This window comes from Sphingomonas sanxanigenens DSM 19645 = NX02 (assembly GCF_000512205.2).
Taxonomy (GTDB): domain Bacteria; phylum Pseudomonadota; class Alphaproteobacteria; order Sphingomonadales; family Sphingomonadaceae; genus Sphingomonas_D; species Sphingomonas_D sanxanigenens.
Genome location: NZ_CP006644.1, coordinates 1305455 through 1320871 on the forward strand (window position 1 = coordinate 1305455; position 15417 = coordinate 1320871).

The following is a 15417-nucleotide window of genomic DNA, read 5'->3' on the forward strand; positions in this document are numbered from 1 at the left end:
CGCTGTTGCGCACCCCAGAGCCGATGGACGCGTGACCGGAGCTGTCAGGCGCCGTCCCGCGTGTCGTCGCCGCGATCGAGCCGGGCCATCCAGGCATCCAGGCTCAGCGCGTCGCTCGCTTGCGTCTCGGCGCCCATCGTTTCGCGCATCGTGTCGAGCGCGAACTGGCCGCGATCGTCGTTCTCGGCTGCGACGGCGTCTTTCGGAATCCATAGCGCGTAGTCGCGCATATGCGCATCGGCGGCGGTGAACAGGACGCAGATATCCGTCGCGATGCCCGTCAATACCAGGCGGCTGACGCCCAGCTTGGGCAACAGGACCGGCAGGTTGGTCGCGTAGAAGCCGGAGAATTGCGGCTTGATGACGAAGAAGTCCTCGTCACCGGGCGCGATCAACTCGGCAGCGCGGTTTGGCTGGGCAAGGGCGTGGTCGACCAGGCGCGACTTTTCCGAATGCCACTCGCCGAAATTGTCGTTGACGTAGATGACGGGATAACCGGCGCCGGTCATCGCTTGTTTGATCCTGAGAATGGCGCATGCGGCGTGCGCCGCCTTGGGCTCGAGCACGTCCGCACCGGGGAAGTCGAAGCAATTGATCATGTCGATGATCAGCAGCGCTGGCCGCCCTCGCGGCCGATCATGCGCCGGGGCTTGGGGGCCATCAGGTCGATCGGGGTTCATCTGTCCGCTCCTGAGCGATTAACGTATGCGGCCCTCCCGGGTTTCGCTTCGTCGCCATGATCTGCACGCAGCAAACCGGAGGATGGGCGTCATCTGCCAGCGCGCCCGAAAAGCTTGGTTCGGTCAGGTTCAGCAAGGCAACGTGGCGGAATCAGCAGGCTTGAGGCGCCCACCCGACGAAGCGAAGCCCATGTCGACCCTCTTCAGAAAGCATCATATCCATCAGAATTGAACGGCGTTCAATTTTTAAATTGAACAATGTATAATTATGTGCGATCTCCTCGTGAGCGGCGATTTAGGCGCCGCTTGCAGAGGATGTGTCGATGCCTGAGATTGCCAATCGCCGGCCGTTGAAGGCGCGCAATACGCGCTGGGCGGCGGGGCTTGCCCGATTGCTGCTGAAGACGCGGTTGACGCCCAACGCGGTGTCGGTCGGCGGGATCGGCTTCGCCGCTGTTGGTGCCGCCTGCTTCCTATTCGCGCCGCGCTGGCCGGCGCTGTGGCTCGGCGGGGCGCTGTGCGTCCAACTGCGCCTGCTCGCCAATCTGATGGATGGATTGCTGGCGGTGGAAGGCGGGCGCAAGTCGGCCAGCGGCCCGCTCTACAACGAATTTCCTGACCGTATCGAGGATACGCTGCTGCTCGTTGCGGCAGGCTATGGCGCCAGCGTGCCGGTGCTCGGTTGGGCGGCGGCGGTGTTCGCGATGGGCACCGCCTATGTCCGCGCGCTGGGCGGCACGGTGGGGCTGGCTCAGCAATTCTGCGGTCCGATGGCGAAGCAGCATCGCATGGCGCTGCTCAGCCTGGGCGCGGTTGCGAGCCTCTTCGTGCCGGCGATGCCGTGGGTGCTGGCAATCATCTGCGCGGGCGCCGCGATCACCAGCGTGCGTCGGATGATGCGCTATGCCGCTGCGCTGCGGGCGGCCGCGCGATGATCGGCTGGCTCATCCGCGGCGCGACGCGCTTCCTCGTCGGCGGTCATGCCCGGTGGAAGGGCTGCGCGCCCGATCCGCGGCAGCGCATCTATTTCGCCAATCATTCGAGCCATCTCGACACGGTGATCCTGTGGGCCGCGCTGCCGCCCGAACTGCGCGCGGTGACGCATCCGGTCGCGGCGCAGGATTATTGGGGCAGGGGGCCGGTGCGCCGCTATATCGCCACGCGCGTGCTCAACGCGGTGCTGATCGACCGCAACGCGCGCCGCGATCCGCTGGCGGCGCTGCGCGCGGTGCTCGATCGTGGCCATTCGCTGATCCTGTTCCCCGAAGGCACGCGCCACAGCGATCCGCAGCCAGGGCCGTTCAAGGGCGGGCTGCAGCATCTGGCCGAAGCCTATCCCGCGGTCGAACTGGTGCCCGTCTATCTCACCAACCTTGTCCGCGCCTATCCCAAGGGCGCGATCCTGCCGGCGCCGATCATGTGCACCGCCACCTTCGGTGCGCCGCTGCCGACGATCGCCGACGAGGCCAAACCCCATTTTCTTGCCCGCGCGCGTGCCGCGGTCTGTGCGTTGGGAGCGTGATGTGAACGATCGGATGATCCTGCTGTTCGGCGGCGTCTTCGCGTTGCTTGCCGTCGCCTCGGCGGTGGGCTTCGCGCTCTCCCGCCGCGCCGCCACCGAAACCGTCGCCAACCTCAACGCGCGGATCAAGGCGTGGTGGGTGATGATCGCGATCTTCGCGGTCGCCTTCTTCGTCGGTAAGGAATTGACGATCGCGCTGTTCGCGCTGACCTCCTTCTATTGCCTGCGCGAATTCCTGTCGATCACGCCGACCCGGCCCGAGGATCATCGCGCGGTCGCGGTTGCCTTCTACCTCTTCATCCCGCTGCAATATGCGCTGATCTGGAGCGGCTGGCAGAGCCTGTTCGGCATCCTGATCCCGGTCTGGGCCTTCCTGATGCTGCCGGTGCTGGCCGTGCTGAAGGGCGAGACCGACGATTTCATGGCGCGCACCGCGCGCATCCAGTGGGCGCTGATGCTGACCGTCTATTGCATCAGTCACGCGCCTGCGTTGCTGATCTTGAAGATCCCCGGCTTCGAGGGGCAGGGCTTCCTGCTGCTGTTCTTCCTGATCACCATCGTCCAGCTTTCGGACGTGCTGCAATATGTGTTCGGCAAGCTGTTCGGCCGCCACAAGGTCGCCCCGCGCATCAGCCCCGCGAAGACCTGGGAAGGGCTGATCGGCGGCGGCCTTTCCGCAACGGCGGTGGGCGCGGGGCTATGGTGGATCACGCCCTTCGCGCCGTGGCAGGCGGCGCTGCTGGCGCTCGCGATTGTGCTCGCCGGCTTCTGCGGCGGCCTCGTCCTCTCCGCGGTCAAGCGCTCGCTTGGCGCCAAGGATTGGGGCACGATGATCGAGGGCCATGGCGGCGCGCTCGATCGGATGGATTCGGTGAGCTTCGCGGCGCCGGTGTTCTTCCACCTCGTAAATTACTTTTTCGCGATGTGAGGTACATGCAAACGGTTTGCCGGGGCTCCTGAACCATGCGACGAGCGACGCATGAGCGATGCCCCCTTCCTCACGCGCCGTCTCCTGCTGGGTGGGCTCGGCGCGACGGCGCTGGGGTGCCTGGCTGACCGTGGCAGGGCGCAACCCTCGGGCTCGGCGGTCGATCGGCTGACGCCGGAGCAACGCGCTTCTTATGATACGCTGCAGGCTAAGGCTAGGGCAGCGTTCACCTATGAGCGTGTGTCGGTTCCGGGATCGGAGGCGCTCGCCAAGTGGGAGGAACTCAAATCCTCGGGGCGCGGTTGGCCCGTGGTCATCGGCAACGATGAGGATTTCGATCGCATCGTCGAGCAATTCATGATCGAGGATCCCGAGATCGGCGCCGGGCCGGGGTTGCGCGCGCCCGCCGAGATTCTTGCCACCGCAGCCGGGATCGCATTTCCTGAAGATCTTCGGAAATGGCCGGGCGCCTATCAGCCGCAGGACCTGCTGGCGGAGGATGGTGAATGGCCTGCCGATGCGTCTGCAGGTTCGGTCGGGTTAAGCGTGGCCATGGATGTGGTGTCGCAGCGTCTGTACGAGCGGGTGCATATCCTACTCACCCCCGCGAAGTTCTGCTGGAAAGTGCCGGCCTATCTCCGCTGGGGCGGCTCGAACGCTTGTCCGCCGCCGGAATATCATGTTGCAGCGCTGCGCCGCTGGCATGAGCGTTATGGCGCTGAACTGATCGGCATCAATGGGGACGTAATGAATCTCCGCGCCGCCCGGCCACCGGCGCAACGTGCCGCGGCAATGACCCTCGCGCGTGAGGTTTATGCCTATTGCCCGGACATCGTGGAGCAGGGGACGGGTGACATCGCGCCACTGGCAGCCGCGATGATGGCGAACAGTTGGTGGTATTTTTGGTGGGATTGAACGGGTCGCGCGACGGACCCTACCGCGCCTGCCAGCGTTACCCCTCTACCTGATATCGTCCACATCGAAAGGATCGAGCATGCTCAGATGGGCCGCCATCTTCGCAATCATCGCACTTGTTCTCGGCGTCATCGGCTTTGGTGGCATTGCGGGCTTGGCCTGGGACTTGGCGAAGCTGCTGTTCTGGCTGGCCGTCATCATCGCCGGCGCGCTCGCGGTGCTGGGGCTGACGATCTATAAGAAGGTTACCTGATCGGCGATATCGACCCTACTCCGCCGCCAGCCCCAATATGCGTCGCGCCTGCACCAGATGCGGGCGGTCGACCATACGGCCCGCGACCTTGAGCGCGCCGATGCCGGGGTTGGCGGCAAAGGCGTCCACGATCGCCTGTGCGCTGGCGATCTCTTTCGCGTCCGGGGTGAAGCCCTGGTTGATGATCGCCACCTGCGCGGGGTGGATCGCCATCATGCCGGTGAAGCCGTCGCGTCGCGCGCGGGCGACATAGGCGGCGAGCGCGTCGGCATCGTCGATGCGCGGGAAGACCGTTTCGATCGCGGCGGTGCCCGCGGCGTGCGCGCCGAACAGGGTCAGCGCGCGGACCATCTCATAGGGGGCGGTGTAGCTGCCATCCGCCTCGCGCGCGCCGGTGGCGCCGATCGCGGCGGGCAGGTCTTCGGCGCCCCAGGTCAATCCGGCGAGCCGGTCGCGGACCGCGCCATAGCTTCCGAGCTGGAAGATCGCGATGGGCGTTTCGGTGGCGATGGGCAGGATCGGCGGCGGGCGCCTGTCGAGCAGCGCCAGCAGCGCAAGCACGCTCGATGCGCCTTCGGCCTTGGGCAGCACCAGCCCGTCGGGCCGGCCCGGCTGCACCGCCGCGATGTCCGCGGCGATCTGGTCGCTGTCGAGCGGATTGACCCGAACGAAGCTGGTGACGCCGCGGGCGCCCGCCAGCCAGTCCGCCACTGCGGCGCGGCCCTCGGCCTTCTTCTCCGGCGCCACCGAATCCTCCAGGTCGAGGATCAGCGCGTCGGCGCCGCTCGCCGCGGCCTTGGCGAAACGCTCGGGCCGGTCGGCCGGCACGAACAGCAGCGAGCGCAGCCTCATTGCGGAGCCTTCTTGATCAGCGCCATGCGCAGGCACTGGCAGACGATCTCGTCGCGCTGGTTGAGCATGCGATGGGTGAAGGTCACGATGCCGGCCTCGGGCCGCGAGCGGCTTTCCTTGAGCTCTGCCACCTCAGTCTCGGCGCGCAGCGTATCGCCGAGGAAGACGGGCTTGGGCATCACCAGCCTGTCATAGCCGAGATTGGCGACGAGCGTGCCCAAGGTCGTGTCGCCCACCGACAGCCCCACCATCAGCGCGAAGGTGAAGGTGCCGTTGACGAGGATCCGGCCGAACTCGCTGGCCTTCGCCGCCTCCGCATCGATGTGCAGCGGCTGCGGATTGTGCGTCATCGTCGAGAAGAGGAGGTTGTCCGTCTCGGTCACCGTGCGCCGGATCTCGTGGACGATCCGGTCGCCCACCGCCCACTGGTCGAAATATCTGCCCGCCATCAGGCCGCCTCCGCCTTCTCGATCTTCGCCAGCACCATGCCTTCGCGCACCTGGCCGCCCTCGGCGGCGTTGAGTTCCGCCACTGTCCCGTCGAACGGCGCGGTGAGGCTGTGCTCCATCTTCATCGCCTCCAGCGTCAGCAATTTCTGGCCCTTGGTAACGACATCGCCGGCGGTGACCGCGACGGCGATGATGCGGCCGGGCATCGGCGACAGGATCGCGCCGTCCGACGCGTCGGCGCCGCCCGTACCCACCGCGCGCCACGGCAGGAGCTGCCAGACCTGCCCGCCCTCGGCGATCAGCGCGGAAGTGGCGGGCGTGGCGGCCGCAGCCGGCTGCAGCGCCACGGTGATCGCCGCACCATCGAGCAGGAAGCGGCCTTCCAGGCGGCGCGGCGCGTTGAGCCGTATGCCGGCGAGCGGACCCGGTGCCGCCAGGGTCGCGGCGGCGCGGGCGAGCGCTGCATCGGACGGCGTGGCCGCGGGCAACAGCGCATCGCCCTCGCGCGCGATCAGCCCGGTGTCGAGCCGTGCTTCGGCGAAGGCGGGGTGATGCAACGCCTTCGCGAGGAAGCCGGCGTTGGTCCTGAGCGGCCAGATCAAGGTCTGGTCCAATGTCGCGGCGAGGCGCAGGCGCGCCGCATCGCGGTCCGGCCCCCATGCGATCAGCTTGGCGATCATCGGATCGTAGAAGGGCGAGATCTCCGCGCCCTGTTCGACGCCGGTGTCGGTGCGGTAGGAGGGGCCGATCTCGAACCGGTCGAGCGTACCGGTCGAAGGCAGGAAACCCCTCGCCGGATCCTCGGCATAGAGCCGCGCCTCCATCGCCCAGCCGGTGATCGACAATTCGTCCTGCCGCTTCGGCAGCGGCTCGCCGGAGGCGACGCGGAGCTGCCATTCCACCAGATCCTGCCCGCTGATCTCCTCGGTCACCGGATGTTCGACCTGGAGGCGGGTGTTCATCTCCATGAACCAGATGCGATCGGCGCGAAGCCCCGCCGAGCCATCCGCGATGAACTCGATCGTGCCCGCGCCGACATAGTCGACTGCCTTCGCCGCACGCACCGCCGCGTCGCAGATCGCGGCACGGGTGGCCGCGTCCATGCCGGGAGCGGGGGCCTCCTCGATCACCTTCTGGTGGCGGCGCTGCAGCGAGCAATCGCGCTCGAACAGGTGGACGACATTGCCGTGCGCATCGCCGAAGATCTGCACCTCGATGTGGCGCGGATTGTCGATCCACTTCTCCAGCAGCACATGGTCATTGCCGAACGAGGCCGCCGCCTCGCGCCGGCACGACGCGAGCGCATCGGCGAAATCGGCGGGGGCATCCACCTTGCGCATGCCCTTGCCGCCGCCGCCGGCCACCGCCTTGATCAGCACCGGATAGCCGATCGCCTCGGCCTCCGCCGCGAGCCGCCCGGGGCTCTGGTCCTCGCCGAGATAGCCGGGGGTGGTCGGCACGCCGGCCGGCTGCATCAGCGCCTTGGCGGCGTCCTTCAGCCCCATCGCGGTGATCGAGGCGGGGCTGGGGCCGACCCAGACCAGCCCGGCGTCGATCACGGACTGGGCGAATGTGGCGTTCTCGCTGAGGAAGCCATAGCCGGGATGGATCGCCGCGGCGCCCGTCGCCTGCGCGGCGGCGATGATGCGATCGCCCTTGAGGTAGGAGTCGCGAACGGGGGAGGGGCCGATATGCACCGCCTCGTCCGCCATGCGCACATGCAGCGCGCCGGCATCGGCATCGGAATGGACCGCGATCGTGCGCACGCCGAGTTTCCGCGCGGTACGGACGATGCGGCAGGCGATCTCGCCGCGATTGGCGATGAGGAGGGAGGGGATCATACTAAACTCCATTTCCTCCCCGAGCGGCGCTCGGGGAGGACAAGTAGCACCGGCACCGTCACATCCGGAACACGCCGAACTGCGCGCGATCCGGAATGGGCGCGTTCAGCGTTGCGGCGAAGGCGAGGCCGAGGACGTCGCGGGTTTGGGCGGGGTCGATGATGCCGTCGTCCCACAGCCGCGCGGTGGCGTAATAGGGGTTGCCCTCATCCTCATATTTCCGGCGGATCGGCGCCTTGAACGCCTCGGCCTCCTCGGGCGACCACGTGGCCGCGTCGCGGTGGACGGTGGCGAGGACGCTGGCGGCCTGCTCGCCGCCCATCACGCTGATCCGCGCATTGGGCCAGGTGAACAGGAAGCGCGGGCCATAGGCGCGGCCGCACATGCCGTAATTGCCGGCGCCGAAGCTGCCGCCGATCAGCACGGTGACCTTGGGCACCTGCGCGGTCGCGACCGCGGTCACCAGCTTGGCGCCATGCTTGGCGATGCCCTCCGCCTCATACTTCCCGCCGACCATGAAGCCCGAGATGTTCTGGAGGAACAGCAGCGGCACGCGGCGCTGGCAGGCCAGTTCGATGAAGTGCGCGCCCTTCACCGCGCTCTCGCTGAACAGCACGCCATTGTTGGCGAGGATCGCCACGGGCATGCCCCAGATATGCGCGAAGCCGCAGACCAAAGTCGTGCCGTACAGCGCCTTGAACTCGTGGAATTCGGACCCGTCGACGATCCGCGCGATCACCTCGCGCACGTCATAGGGTGCGCGCACATCCTGGGGCACGATGCCGTAGAGGTCGGCGGCATCGAACTTCGGCGGCACCGGCGCGCGCAGGTTGACGTCGGGCTTCAGGTCGGGCTGCAAGGTGGAGACGATGTCGCGGACGATGCTGAGCGCATGCTCGTCATCCTCGGCGACATGATCGACCACGCCGGACCTGCGGCCGTGGAGGTCGCCGCCGCCCAGATCCTCGGCGCTGATCACCTCGCCCGTCGCCGCCTGCACCAGCGGCGGGCCGGCGAGGAAGATCGTGCCCTGGTTGCGGACGATCACGGTCTCGTCCGACATCGCCGGCACATAGGCGCCGCCGGCGGTGCAACTGCCCATCACGCAGGCGATCTGGGGGATACCGCGCGCGGAGAGATTGGCCTGGTTGAAGAAGATCCGGCCGAAATGCTCGCGATCGGGAAAAACCTCCGCCTGGTTGGGCAGGTTGGCGCCGCCGCTGTCGACCAGATAGACGCAGGGCAGGCGGTTCTCGAGCGCGATTTCCTGCGCGCGCAGATGCTTCTTGACGGTGACCGGGTAATAGGTGCCGCCCTTCACGGTCGCATCGTTGCAGGCGATCATCACCTGCCGGCCCGATACGCGGCCGATGCCGGCGATCAGGCCGGCGCCCGGCACCTCATCGCCATAGAGGCCGTTGGCGGCAAGCTGGCCGATTTCGAGGAAGGGGGAGCCGGGATCGAGCAGGTGCTCCACCCGGTCGCGCGGCAGCAGCTTGCCGCGGGCGACATGCTTGTCGCGCGCGGCGGGCGAACCGCCCGCGGCGGCGGCGGCGACCCGCGCGCGCAGATCGTCGGCCAGCGCGCGGTTGTGCGCGGCGTTGGCCGCAAAACCCTCGCCGCCCGCCGCCAGCCGGGTGTCGAGCACCGGCGCGCTCATGCGCCGATCAGCTCGCGGCCGATCAGCATGCGGCGGATCTCGTTGGTGCCGGCGCCGATATCGAGCAGCTTGGCGTCGCGCATATAGCGTTCCACCGGCCAGTCCTTGGTGTAGCCGGCGCCGCCCAGCGCCTGCACCGCCTCAAGCGAGGTCTTCATCGCATTCTCGCTGGCGAGCAGGATCGCGCCGGCGGCGTCGAACCGCGTCGTCTTGCCGGCATCGCACGCCCGCGCCACCGCATAGACATAGGCCCGCGCCGAATTGAGCGCGACATACATGTCGGCGATCTTGGCCTGCATCAGCTGGAACGCGCCGATCGGCTTGCCGAACTGCCGGCGCTCGCGAACATAGGGCAGCACCACGTCGAGGCAGGCCTGCATGATGCCGAGCTGGATGCCGGAGAGCACGGTGCGCTCATAATCGAGACCGGACATCAGCACGCCGACGCCGCCATTGGGCGGCCCCATCACATTCTCTTCCGGCACCTCGCAATCATCGAACACCAGCTCGGACGTGGGGGAGCCGCGCATGCCCATCTTCGCGATCTTCTGGCCGATCGAGAAGCCCTTCATCTCCTTCTCGATGATGAAGGTGGTGATGCCCTTCGATCCCTCGCCGGTCTTGGCATAGACCACCAGCGTATCGGCATATTCGGCGTTGGTGATCCAGAACTTGGTGCCGTTGAGGACGTAGCGATCGCCCTTCTTCTCGGCGCGCAGCTTCATCGAGACGACGTCCGACCCCGCGCCCGCCTCCGACATGGCGAGGCTGCCGACATGCTCGCCGGAGATCAGCCTGGGCAGATACCGTGCCTTCTGATCGGGGTTCCCCCAGCGGCGGATCTGGTTGACGCAAAGGTTGGAATGCGCGCCATAGCTGAGGCCGACCGAGGCGGAGGCGCGGGCGACCTCCTCCTGCGCCACGACATGCTCCAGATAGCCGAGGCCGAGGCCCCCATACTCCTCTTCCACGGTGATGCCGTGGAGGCCGAGTTCGCCCATCGCGGGCCACAGATCGCGGGGGAACCAGTCCTTCTCGTCGATCTCGGCGGCGAGCGGGGCGATCCGGTCGGTCGCGAAGCGCGCGGTGCTGTCGCGGATCATGTCCGCCGTCTCGCCGAGCGCGAAATCGAAGTCGGTCATTGGCATTCTCTCCTGTGACCGCGGTTCTAGCCGGCCGGGAGAGGCTTGGGAAATTGAACTTGCCCCAAGCACTGCATTGATACCATCTATGCAGGCCGGCTATGCAGGCCGGCCGCGCGCGCCGCCCCGAAAGCCCCGACGACGATGCTCGACCGCTACCTGCTCCGCTACTTCCTCGGCGTCGTCGACCAGGGCAATTTCTCGCGCGCCGCCGCCGCCTGCAACGTCTCGCAGCCGACCCTGTCGGTGGGCATCGCCAAGCTGGAGCGCACGCTGGGGCAGCCGCTGTTCGTGCGCTCCAACCAGCGCGTCGAGCTGACCGAGGCGGGCACCCGCTTCCTCGTCCACGCGCGCCGGATCGAGCGCGAGTTCAACGTGGTGATGCAGTCGATGGGCGCGTCGGCGGACCTGCCGACGTTGCGGCTGGGCGTGCTCGCCAGCATCCCCGGCGAGACCATCGCGGCCGGGATCGCGGCGGCGCGGCCGGCGGAGGCCTATCGCTTCGAGCTGCTGTTCGGCACCGAGCGCGAGCTGGCGGGGCACCTCGCCAAGGGCCGGATCGACCTGGCGCTGACACTGGTCGACCGCGGCGCCGGCCGCTTCGCCGAGCGGCGGGTGACGACCGAGGGCTATGCGCTCGCGCTCGCCGCGGACCATCCGCTGGCGGACACGCCCGAGATCGCCGCGGAGGCGCTGGCGAACGAGACGATGATCGTCCGCCGCCATTGCGAGGCGCTCTCCGAAACCAGCCGCTTTTTCACCGAACGCGGCGTGCGCCCGCACTTCGCGCTGCGATCGACCAACGACGACCGCGTGCTGCAGTTCGTCGCGGCGGGGCTGGGGCTGACGGTGATGCCCGCCTGCTACCGCCACCCCGGCATCCGCCGCCCGCGCCTCGCCGGCTTCGCGGCGACCCGGACCCTGGGCTGGGTGGCGGGCGACGCGATGGAGCATCTGCTCGCCACGCCGATCGCGCTGATGACGAGCATCGAGCGCGGGTTGCGGGCTTAGCGGGGCGATCGGGGCGTCGGGGGGCGGGCGAAGGTGACAAAGGTTACAGTGAAACCTGCCCGATCCTGCGCGATCAGATCGTCCCGGCCTTCATCTGCTTGACGGCATAGTCCGTCGCGCGCGCGGTCATCGCCATGAAGGTCAGCGACGGGTTGACGCACGACACCGACGCCATCTGCGCGCCGTCGGTGATGAACAGGTTGGCCGCGTCATGCGCCTGGTTCCAGCCGTTGAGCACCGAGGTCTTGGGATCGCGGCCCATGCGCGCGCCGCCCATCTCATGGATCGCCTCGCCCGGGATGTGGGTGCCGCGCGAGCTGGTGACGTTGGTCAGGCCCGCCTGGCGCAGCATCAGTTCGCCCTGCGCCTGGGCATCGTCCATCATCCTGATCTCATTGTCGCGGAAGGTCACGTCGAAGCGCAGCAACGGCATGCCGCGGCTGTCGGTCTTGCCGAAATTCAGCATCACGCGATTGTCTTCATAGGGCAGGCACTCGCCGAACGCGCCCATATTGAAGCGCCACGGGCCGTAGCGCCGCATGCCGTGCTTCATCGACTCGCCGAAGCCCTCGGGCACCGGCTGGCGCCGGCCGGCGCCGCCCTGATAGCCATAGCCGCGCTTGAACGGCAGGTCCTCCGCCGCGAGGTTGCGGAAGCGGGGGACGTAGACGCCGCCGGGGCGCCGGCCATATTCGACGAACTCGGTCATGCCGGGGATGTCGCCGCTGATGTTGACCTTGAAGATATGGTCCATCACCGCGCTGCCGAGCGCGCCATTCGAATGGAAATAGCTCCGCTCGCTGCCCTCCGGCCGCGAATTCAGCAGGACGTGGACCGACCCCATCGCCGATGCGCAGAGGAACACCAGCCGTGCCTCGACCACCTCGGCGCGGCCGGTATTGGCATCGACGAGCCGGACGCCGGTGACGCGCTTGCGTGCCGGATCATATTCGAGGTTGGTCACCCAGGTGTCCGATCGCAGCGTCAGCCGACCGGTCGCGCGCGCGGCGGGCAGCGTGACCGCCTGGGTCGAGAAATAGGCGCCGAAGCTGCACCCGCGGTCGCACTGCGCCCGCTTCTGGCAGCGCGAGCGGTTCTGCTCGGGCTTGTCCTCGGTGATGTTGCTGAGCCGCGCGTTGATGAGCTTTCGCCCCGGAAACTCGGTCTCCAGCCGCTCCTTCAGCCATGTTTCCGCGACGTTCATCGGGAAGGGCGGCATGAACTCGCTGTCGGGCAGATAGTCGAGATTCTCGCGCCCGCCCGATACGCCGATATATTTCTCGACATAGCTGTACCAGGGCGCGACGTCGTCATAGCGGATCGGCCAGTCGGTCCCGATCCCCTCGCGCTTGTTCGCCTCGAAATCGGACGGCGCCCAGCGAAAGCTCCAGCGGCCCCAGGTCAGCGACTTCCCGCCGACGACCCCCGGCCGCACCCAGCGAAAGGGATTGGGCGCATCGAAATCATAGGGGTTGAGGCGATCGTTGGTGAAGAAGGGCTGGTTGGCGGGCTGCACCCAGAAGTTCAGGCCCTGATAGTCGCTCTTGACGAACGCCGCGGGCATCCGGTTGCGCGCCGGGATCTCGAAGGCGGGCTTGCCGTCATAGGGATAGTCTTCGCCATGTTCGACCATCCGGCCGCGATCGACCATCAGGACGCGCAGCCCCTTTTCGGTGAGCTCCTTGGCGGCCCAGCCGCCGCTGACGCCGGAGCCGATGACGATTGCGTCGAAGCGATCCGTTGCTGCCATGATGTCTGCCTGTCGATATCGGGGTGGGGGCGGGCGCTGCGCTGTGCTGCGCTCAGGCCGAGAAAATGCGGTCGATCTTCGATGCGGGATAGGCGCCGTCATAGTCGCCGGGAACGGGCAGATAGTGCCGTTCCTGCGTGATCCCGACCTCCGACGTGAAATAGCCGGTGACCACCAACTGGCGGAACGCCTCGAAGAATTCGGCGCCGCCGGGGATGCGATCGTTCATCGCGAGCGTCAGCAGCGCATCCTGCTCGGTTCCCGACGCCTTGAGCGCGGGCTTGCGATAGTCGGCCATGCTGCGCGCATCCAGCGCGGCGAGGCCGCCGAGGATGAGATCGCGGTCGTCGTCGATCGCCCAGTCGCCGAGCATATGCTCGATATACTCCGGCACGCCCGCGGCGATCGCGCCCGGCGTGTCGGTCGTCGGCATCACCCGCTCGCTGAGCGCGGTGACGAGCGCGCGCTGTGGGAGCGTAAACACGACGGCCGGCTTGCCGGTGTTGATTTTGGGGATCGGCTCATAGCCCGCCGCGCGCGCCAGCGGCGCGAACAGGCTGGATCCGAAGACGGCGGCGAAGCCCGCGAGCGCGGTGCGGCGGTCAATCGAAAGGATGTTGGACGGCGCGAACATCGTCATGCTTTCGCCCTGGCGCTGTGCGTCCACTCAAGCCTCATAACGCTCTCCCAAAAGGCCATTTCGGCGGCCATTTCCAATGATCGTAGAGGATCGACAAAGGGCTGTCGATTGGGTTGATGACGTTATCACGCGCGGGGTGCCGGGGTCGCGGGACGATGGGGGCGTGGGGATGGGCGAAGAGCATAAAGGATAGGGTGGATATTTCCTGATCCTGCGAGCGAAGGGCGGAGAGAGGCCGGCGGTCGCACAGGAGAGCGCTACCACGTCGCCGCCGTTGCCGGGCGTTGCGAAGGGCAGCGCGTGCGCCGGCGTGGGGGGAGGGGGCAGCGCCGAATCGTCGGCCTGCCATCGTGGAAGAAGGATGCGGACGACACGCGGCGGTCTCTCCAGCCGCTTGCGGCCGATCATTCTGTCGTTCCCGGCAACCGGAAGGGTCTCGTTCGTCGTCACGGCAATCTCCCCGTCGCTGGCCGCGCGCGGCCCGATCTTGCCGATGGTGCCCGGCGCAGTCGCATGGCCGATCTGCCATCGATCGTGAATCGTCGGTTCGCGGTAGGGGTGCCTAGGGCGGCTGCCGGTTCGACCAGGACGCCGGGGAGGGGCCGCATCGTCCCGCTCGCGGCGACGCGCTGTGCGAACCCGGTCAGCGCGACGACCGACTGCGCTGGATCTAACAGGCGGCTAACACCCCCATTACGCACCCCTAACGCCCCCTCAACACCCCCCGAACGCACATCTTCCGATGACGTGAGCTTTCCGTCGTTCGATTTCTGTCGGAAAAGACGTCTGAATGCGGGCGTTGCGTGACCGCGCCGGCTATGTATCCATTGCGGGCGTCGATGCGTGGGGTGGGGACATGCGCGTCCGGATCGAGAAGTGGGGAAACAGCGCCGCGGTGCGCATTCCGGCGCAGGTGATGGCTGCAGCCGCTATACGCATCGATCAGGCTGTCGATGTAGGCGCGGAAGGCGGACGGATCGTTATCGAGGCTGCGACCTCGCCGTGCTATGATCTTGACCAACTGCTTGCAGGGATGTCGCCGGACACCTTTCCAGACTTGGTCGATTTCGGTCCTGAGGCGGGTGGCGAAGCGTGGTGAAGGCTTATGTTTGGCATGTACGCGGTGCAATGCCAGTGCGGGCTAATGTTGATGGCATCAAGAGCCGGAGATTGGGACAAAGCGGCCGATCGGGCTGGGCAGCTCGAACGTCCCGTCGTTCCAGAACCTGACGCTCGCCGGCGTGGCCTTTCGCATTCCTGAAGGAGCAGGTTTGGCCGGTTGGAGGCCGACAGCTTCCGGAGGGCAACCCAGGATAGCGGCCGTTCATGGGCCGGCTAGACGCGTCATTTTAGACCCTTCGATACTCGGCGCTACTGACGGAATGACCCAGTTCCGGCCGCTCAGCCCTCCGATGGCGCTCCCTAAAAACGGTCACTCGCTCATACTGGCGGCTAACTCTTCAGTCGACAGTGCGCTTGCGGCCCAAGTCGGCGAAGCACTTGCCCGCCACCTCGTCCGCATAGACGGTGTCACCCAACGCAAGGCTGACGGAGGTGCAACACGCGCCGCGATAGGCGAGCCACACGCGCTCGGCTGCGGTTGATGCGCTTAGTATCTCGGCTGGCCATCAGCGAGCAATGCCGGATAGTGATGCGCAAGATCGAGCATCCGCTTCGTCGTTAGTGAAGGGCCGCACCGCTCACGCGTCTATGCATCGTTTCGCGATTTGCAAGGCATCCCGGAGCGCGTGTGGTAAAGCTCGATCCCAGGGAG

15 protein-coding genes are annotated in these 15417 nt (G+C 67.1%); 7 read left to right on the forward strand and 8 right to left on the reverse strand.

Annotation, left to right across the window (positions count from 1 at the left end):
- Nucleotides 1-44: 44 nt before the first annotated feature.
- Nucleotides 45-680, reverse strand: coding sequence for a cysteine hydrolase family protein (locus NX02_RS06130; RefSeq protein WP_047099746.1), 636 nt, complete (start codon nt 678-680; stop codon nt 45-47).
- A gap of 323 nt (nt 681-1003) precedes the next feature.
- Between NX02_RS06130 and NX02_RS06135 the strand changes: the two genes are divergently transcribed.
- From NX02_RS06135 to NX02_RS31330, 5 genes are all read left to right on the forward strand, one after another.
- Nucleotides 1004-1615 (forward strand): CDP-alcohol phosphatidyltransferase family protein, encoded by a 612-nt coding sequence (locus tag NX02_RS06135; protein WP_025291314.1) that lies wholly within the window; start codon nt 1004-1006, stop codon nt 1613-1615.
- Entirely contained in the window at nt 1612-2202 is a 591-nt protein-coding gene (locus tag NX02_RS06140; protein WP_025291315.1) for a lysophospholipid acyltransferase family protein, read from the forward strand. The genes NX02_RS06135 and NX02_RS06140 overlap by 4 nt, the downstream gene beginning before the upstream one ends.
- Before the next feature lies 1 nt (nt 2203).
- Nucleotides 2204-3130: a phosphatidate cytidylyltransferase gene (locus NX02_RS06145; protein ID WP_025291316.1), complete on the forward strand. Its 927-nt coding sequence runs from the start codon at nt 2204-2206 to the stop codon at nt 3128-3130.
- Between the two features lie 51 nt (nt 3131-3181).
- Entirely contained in the window at nt 3182-4045 is an 864-nt protein-coding gene (locus NX02_RS30590) for a DUF4253 domain-containing protein (RefSeq protein ID WP_025291317.1), read from the forward strand.
- A gap of 79 nt (nt 4046-4124) precedes the next feature.
- The gene (locus NX02_RS31330; RefSeq protein ID WP_025291318.1) at nt 4125-4298 is read left to right on the forward strand and encodes a DUF1328 domain-containing protein; all 174 of its coding nucleotides are present in this window, start codon (nt 4125-4127) and stop codon (nt 4296-4298) included.
- Nucleotides 4299-4313: 15 nt separating this feature from the next.
- On the opposite strand, the gene NX02_RS06160 is transcribed toward NX02_RS31330, so the two are convergent.
- The 5 genes from NX02_RS06160 to NX02_RS06180 are packed head-to-tail and all read right to left on the reverse strand — an operon-like array spanning nt 4314 to nt 10242.
- A complete protein-coding gene (locus NX02_RS06160) occupies nt 4314-5150 on the reverse strand; it encodes an HpcH/HpaI aldolase/citrate lyase family protein (protein ID WP_025291319.1) in 837 nt (278 codons plus the stop codon).
- A complete protein-coding gene (locus tag NX02_RS06165) occupies nt 5147-5599 on the reverse strand; it encodes a MaoC family dehydratase (RefSeq protein WP_025291320.1) in 453 nt (150 codons plus the stop codon). The genes NX02_RS06160 and NX02_RS06165 overlap by 4 nt, the downstream gene beginning before the upstream one ends.
- Nucleotides 5599-7440 (reverse strand): acetyl/propionyl/methylcrotonyl-CoA carboxylase subunit alpha, encoded by a 1842-nt coding sequence (locus NX02_RS06170; protein ID WP_025291321.1) that lies wholly within the window; start codon nt 7438-7440, stop codon nt 5599-5601. Before NX02_RS06170 ends, NX02_RS06165 begins: the two co-directional genes overlap by 1 nt.
- Nucleotides 7441-7498: 58 nt before the next feature.
- Nucleotides 7499-9100, reverse strand: a complete 1602-nt coding sequence (locus NX02_RS06175; RefSeq protein WP_025291322.1) for a carboxyl transferase domain-containing protein — start codon at nt 9098-9100, stop codon at nt 7499-7501.
- Complete coding sequence (locus NX02_RS06180) at nt 9097-10242, reverse strand: isovaleryl-CoA dehydrogenase (protein ID WP_025291323.1); 1146 nt, start codon at nt 10240-10242, stop codon at nt 9097-9099. Before NX02_RS06180 ends, NX02_RS06175 begins: the two co-directional genes overlap by 4 nt.
- Nucleotides 10243-10386: 144 nt before the next feature.
- On the opposite strand from NX02_RS06180, the gene NX02_RS06185 reads away from it, so the two are divergent.
- Entirely contained in the window at nt 10387-11253 is an 867-nt protein-coding gene (locus NX02_RS06185; RefSeq protein ID WP_025291324.1) for a LysR family transcriptional regulator, read from the forward strand.
- Nucleotides 11254-11326: 73 nt separating this feature from the next.
- On the opposite strand, the gene NX02_RS06190 is transcribed toward NX02_RS06185, so the two are convergent.
- Both NX02_RS06190 and NX02_RS06195 read right to left on the reverse strand, forming a co-directional pair.
- On the reverse strand, nt 11327-13003 hold the full coding sequence (locus NX02_RS06190) for a GMC oxidoreductase (RefSeq protein WP_025291325.1): 1677 nt from the start codon (nt 13001-13003) through the stop codon (nt 11327-11329).
- A gap of 52 nt (nt 13004-13055) precedes the next feature.
- Nucleotides 13056-13670 carry a gluconate 2-dehydrogenase subunit 3 family protein gene (locus NX02_RS06195; RefSeq protein ID WP_342671300.1) on the reverse strand — a complete coding sequence of 205 codons (615 nt, stop codon included), beginning with the start codon at nt 13668-13670 and terminating at the stop codon, nt 13056-13058.
- Between the two features lie 763 nt (nt 13671-14433).
- Here NX02_RS06195 and NX02_RS06200 point away from each other — a divergent pair.
- Entirely contained in the window at nt 14434-14742 is a 309-nt protein-coding gene (locus NX02_RS06200; RefSeq protein ID WP_245648781.1) for an AbrB/MazE/SpoVT family DNA-binding domain-containing protein, read from the forward strand.
- Nucleotides 14743-15417: the final 675 nt, after the last annotated feature.

What these genes read in the sequence shown, in the direction of transcription:
- NX02_RS06130 (WP_047099746.1), bottom strand. Translation starts at nt 680, where the DNA reads ATGAACCCCGATCGACCTGATGGCCCCCAAGCCCCGGCGCATGATCGG.
- NX02_RS06135 (WP_025291314.1), top strand. Translation starts at nt 1,004, where the DNA reads ATGCCTGAGATTGCCAATCGCCGGCCGTTGAAGGCGCGCAATACGCGC.
- NX02_RS06140 (WP_025291315.1), top strand. Translation starts at nt 1,612, where the DNA reads ATGATCGGCTGGCTCATCCGCGGCGCGACGCGCTTCCTCGTCGGCGGT.
- NX02_RS30590 (WP_025291317.1), top strand. Translation starts at nt 3,182, where the DNA reads ATGAGCGATGCCCCCTTCCTCACGCGCCGTCTCCTGCTGGGTGGGCTC.
- NX02_RS31330 (WP_025291318.1), top strand. Translation starts at nt 4,125, where the DNA reads ATGCTCAGATGGGCCGCCATCTTCGCAATCATCGCACTTGTTCTCGGC.
- NX02_RS06160 (WP_025291319.1), bottom strand. Translation starts at nt 5,150, where the DNA reads ATGAGGCTGCGCTCGCTGCTGTTCGTGCCGGCCGACCGGCCCGAGCGT.
- NX02_RS06165 (WP_025291320.1), bottom strand. Translation starts at nt 5,599, where the DNA reads ATGGCGGGCAGATATTTCGACCAGTGGGCGGTGGGCGACCGGATCGTC.
- NX02_RS06170 (WP_025291321.1), bottom strand. Translation starts at nt 7,440, where the DNA reads ATGATCCCCTCCCTCCTCATCGCCAATCGCGGCGAGATCGCCTGCCGC.
- NX02_RS06175 (WP_025291322.1), bottom strand. Translation starts at nt 9,100, where the DNA reads ATGAGCGCGCCGGTGCTCGACACCCGGCTGGCGGCGGGCGGCGAGGGT.
- NX02_RS06180 (WP_025291323.1), bottom strand. Translation starts at nt 10,242, where the DNA reads ATGACCGACTTCGATTTCGCGCTCGGCGAGACGGCGGACATGATCCGC.
- NX02_RS06185 (WP_025291324.1), top strand. Translation starts at nt 10,387, where the DNA reads ATGCTCGACCGCTACCTGCTCCGCTACTTCCTCGGCGTCGTCGACCAG.
- NX02_RS06190 (WP_025291325.1), bottom strand. Translation starts at nt 13,003, where the DNA reads ATGGCAGCAACGGATCGCTTCGACGCAATCGTCATCGGCTCCGGCGTC.
- NX02_RS06200 (WP_245648781.1), top strand. Translation starts at nt 14,434, where the DNA reads ATGCGGGCGTTGCGTGACCGCGCCGGCTATGTATCCATTGCGGGCGTC.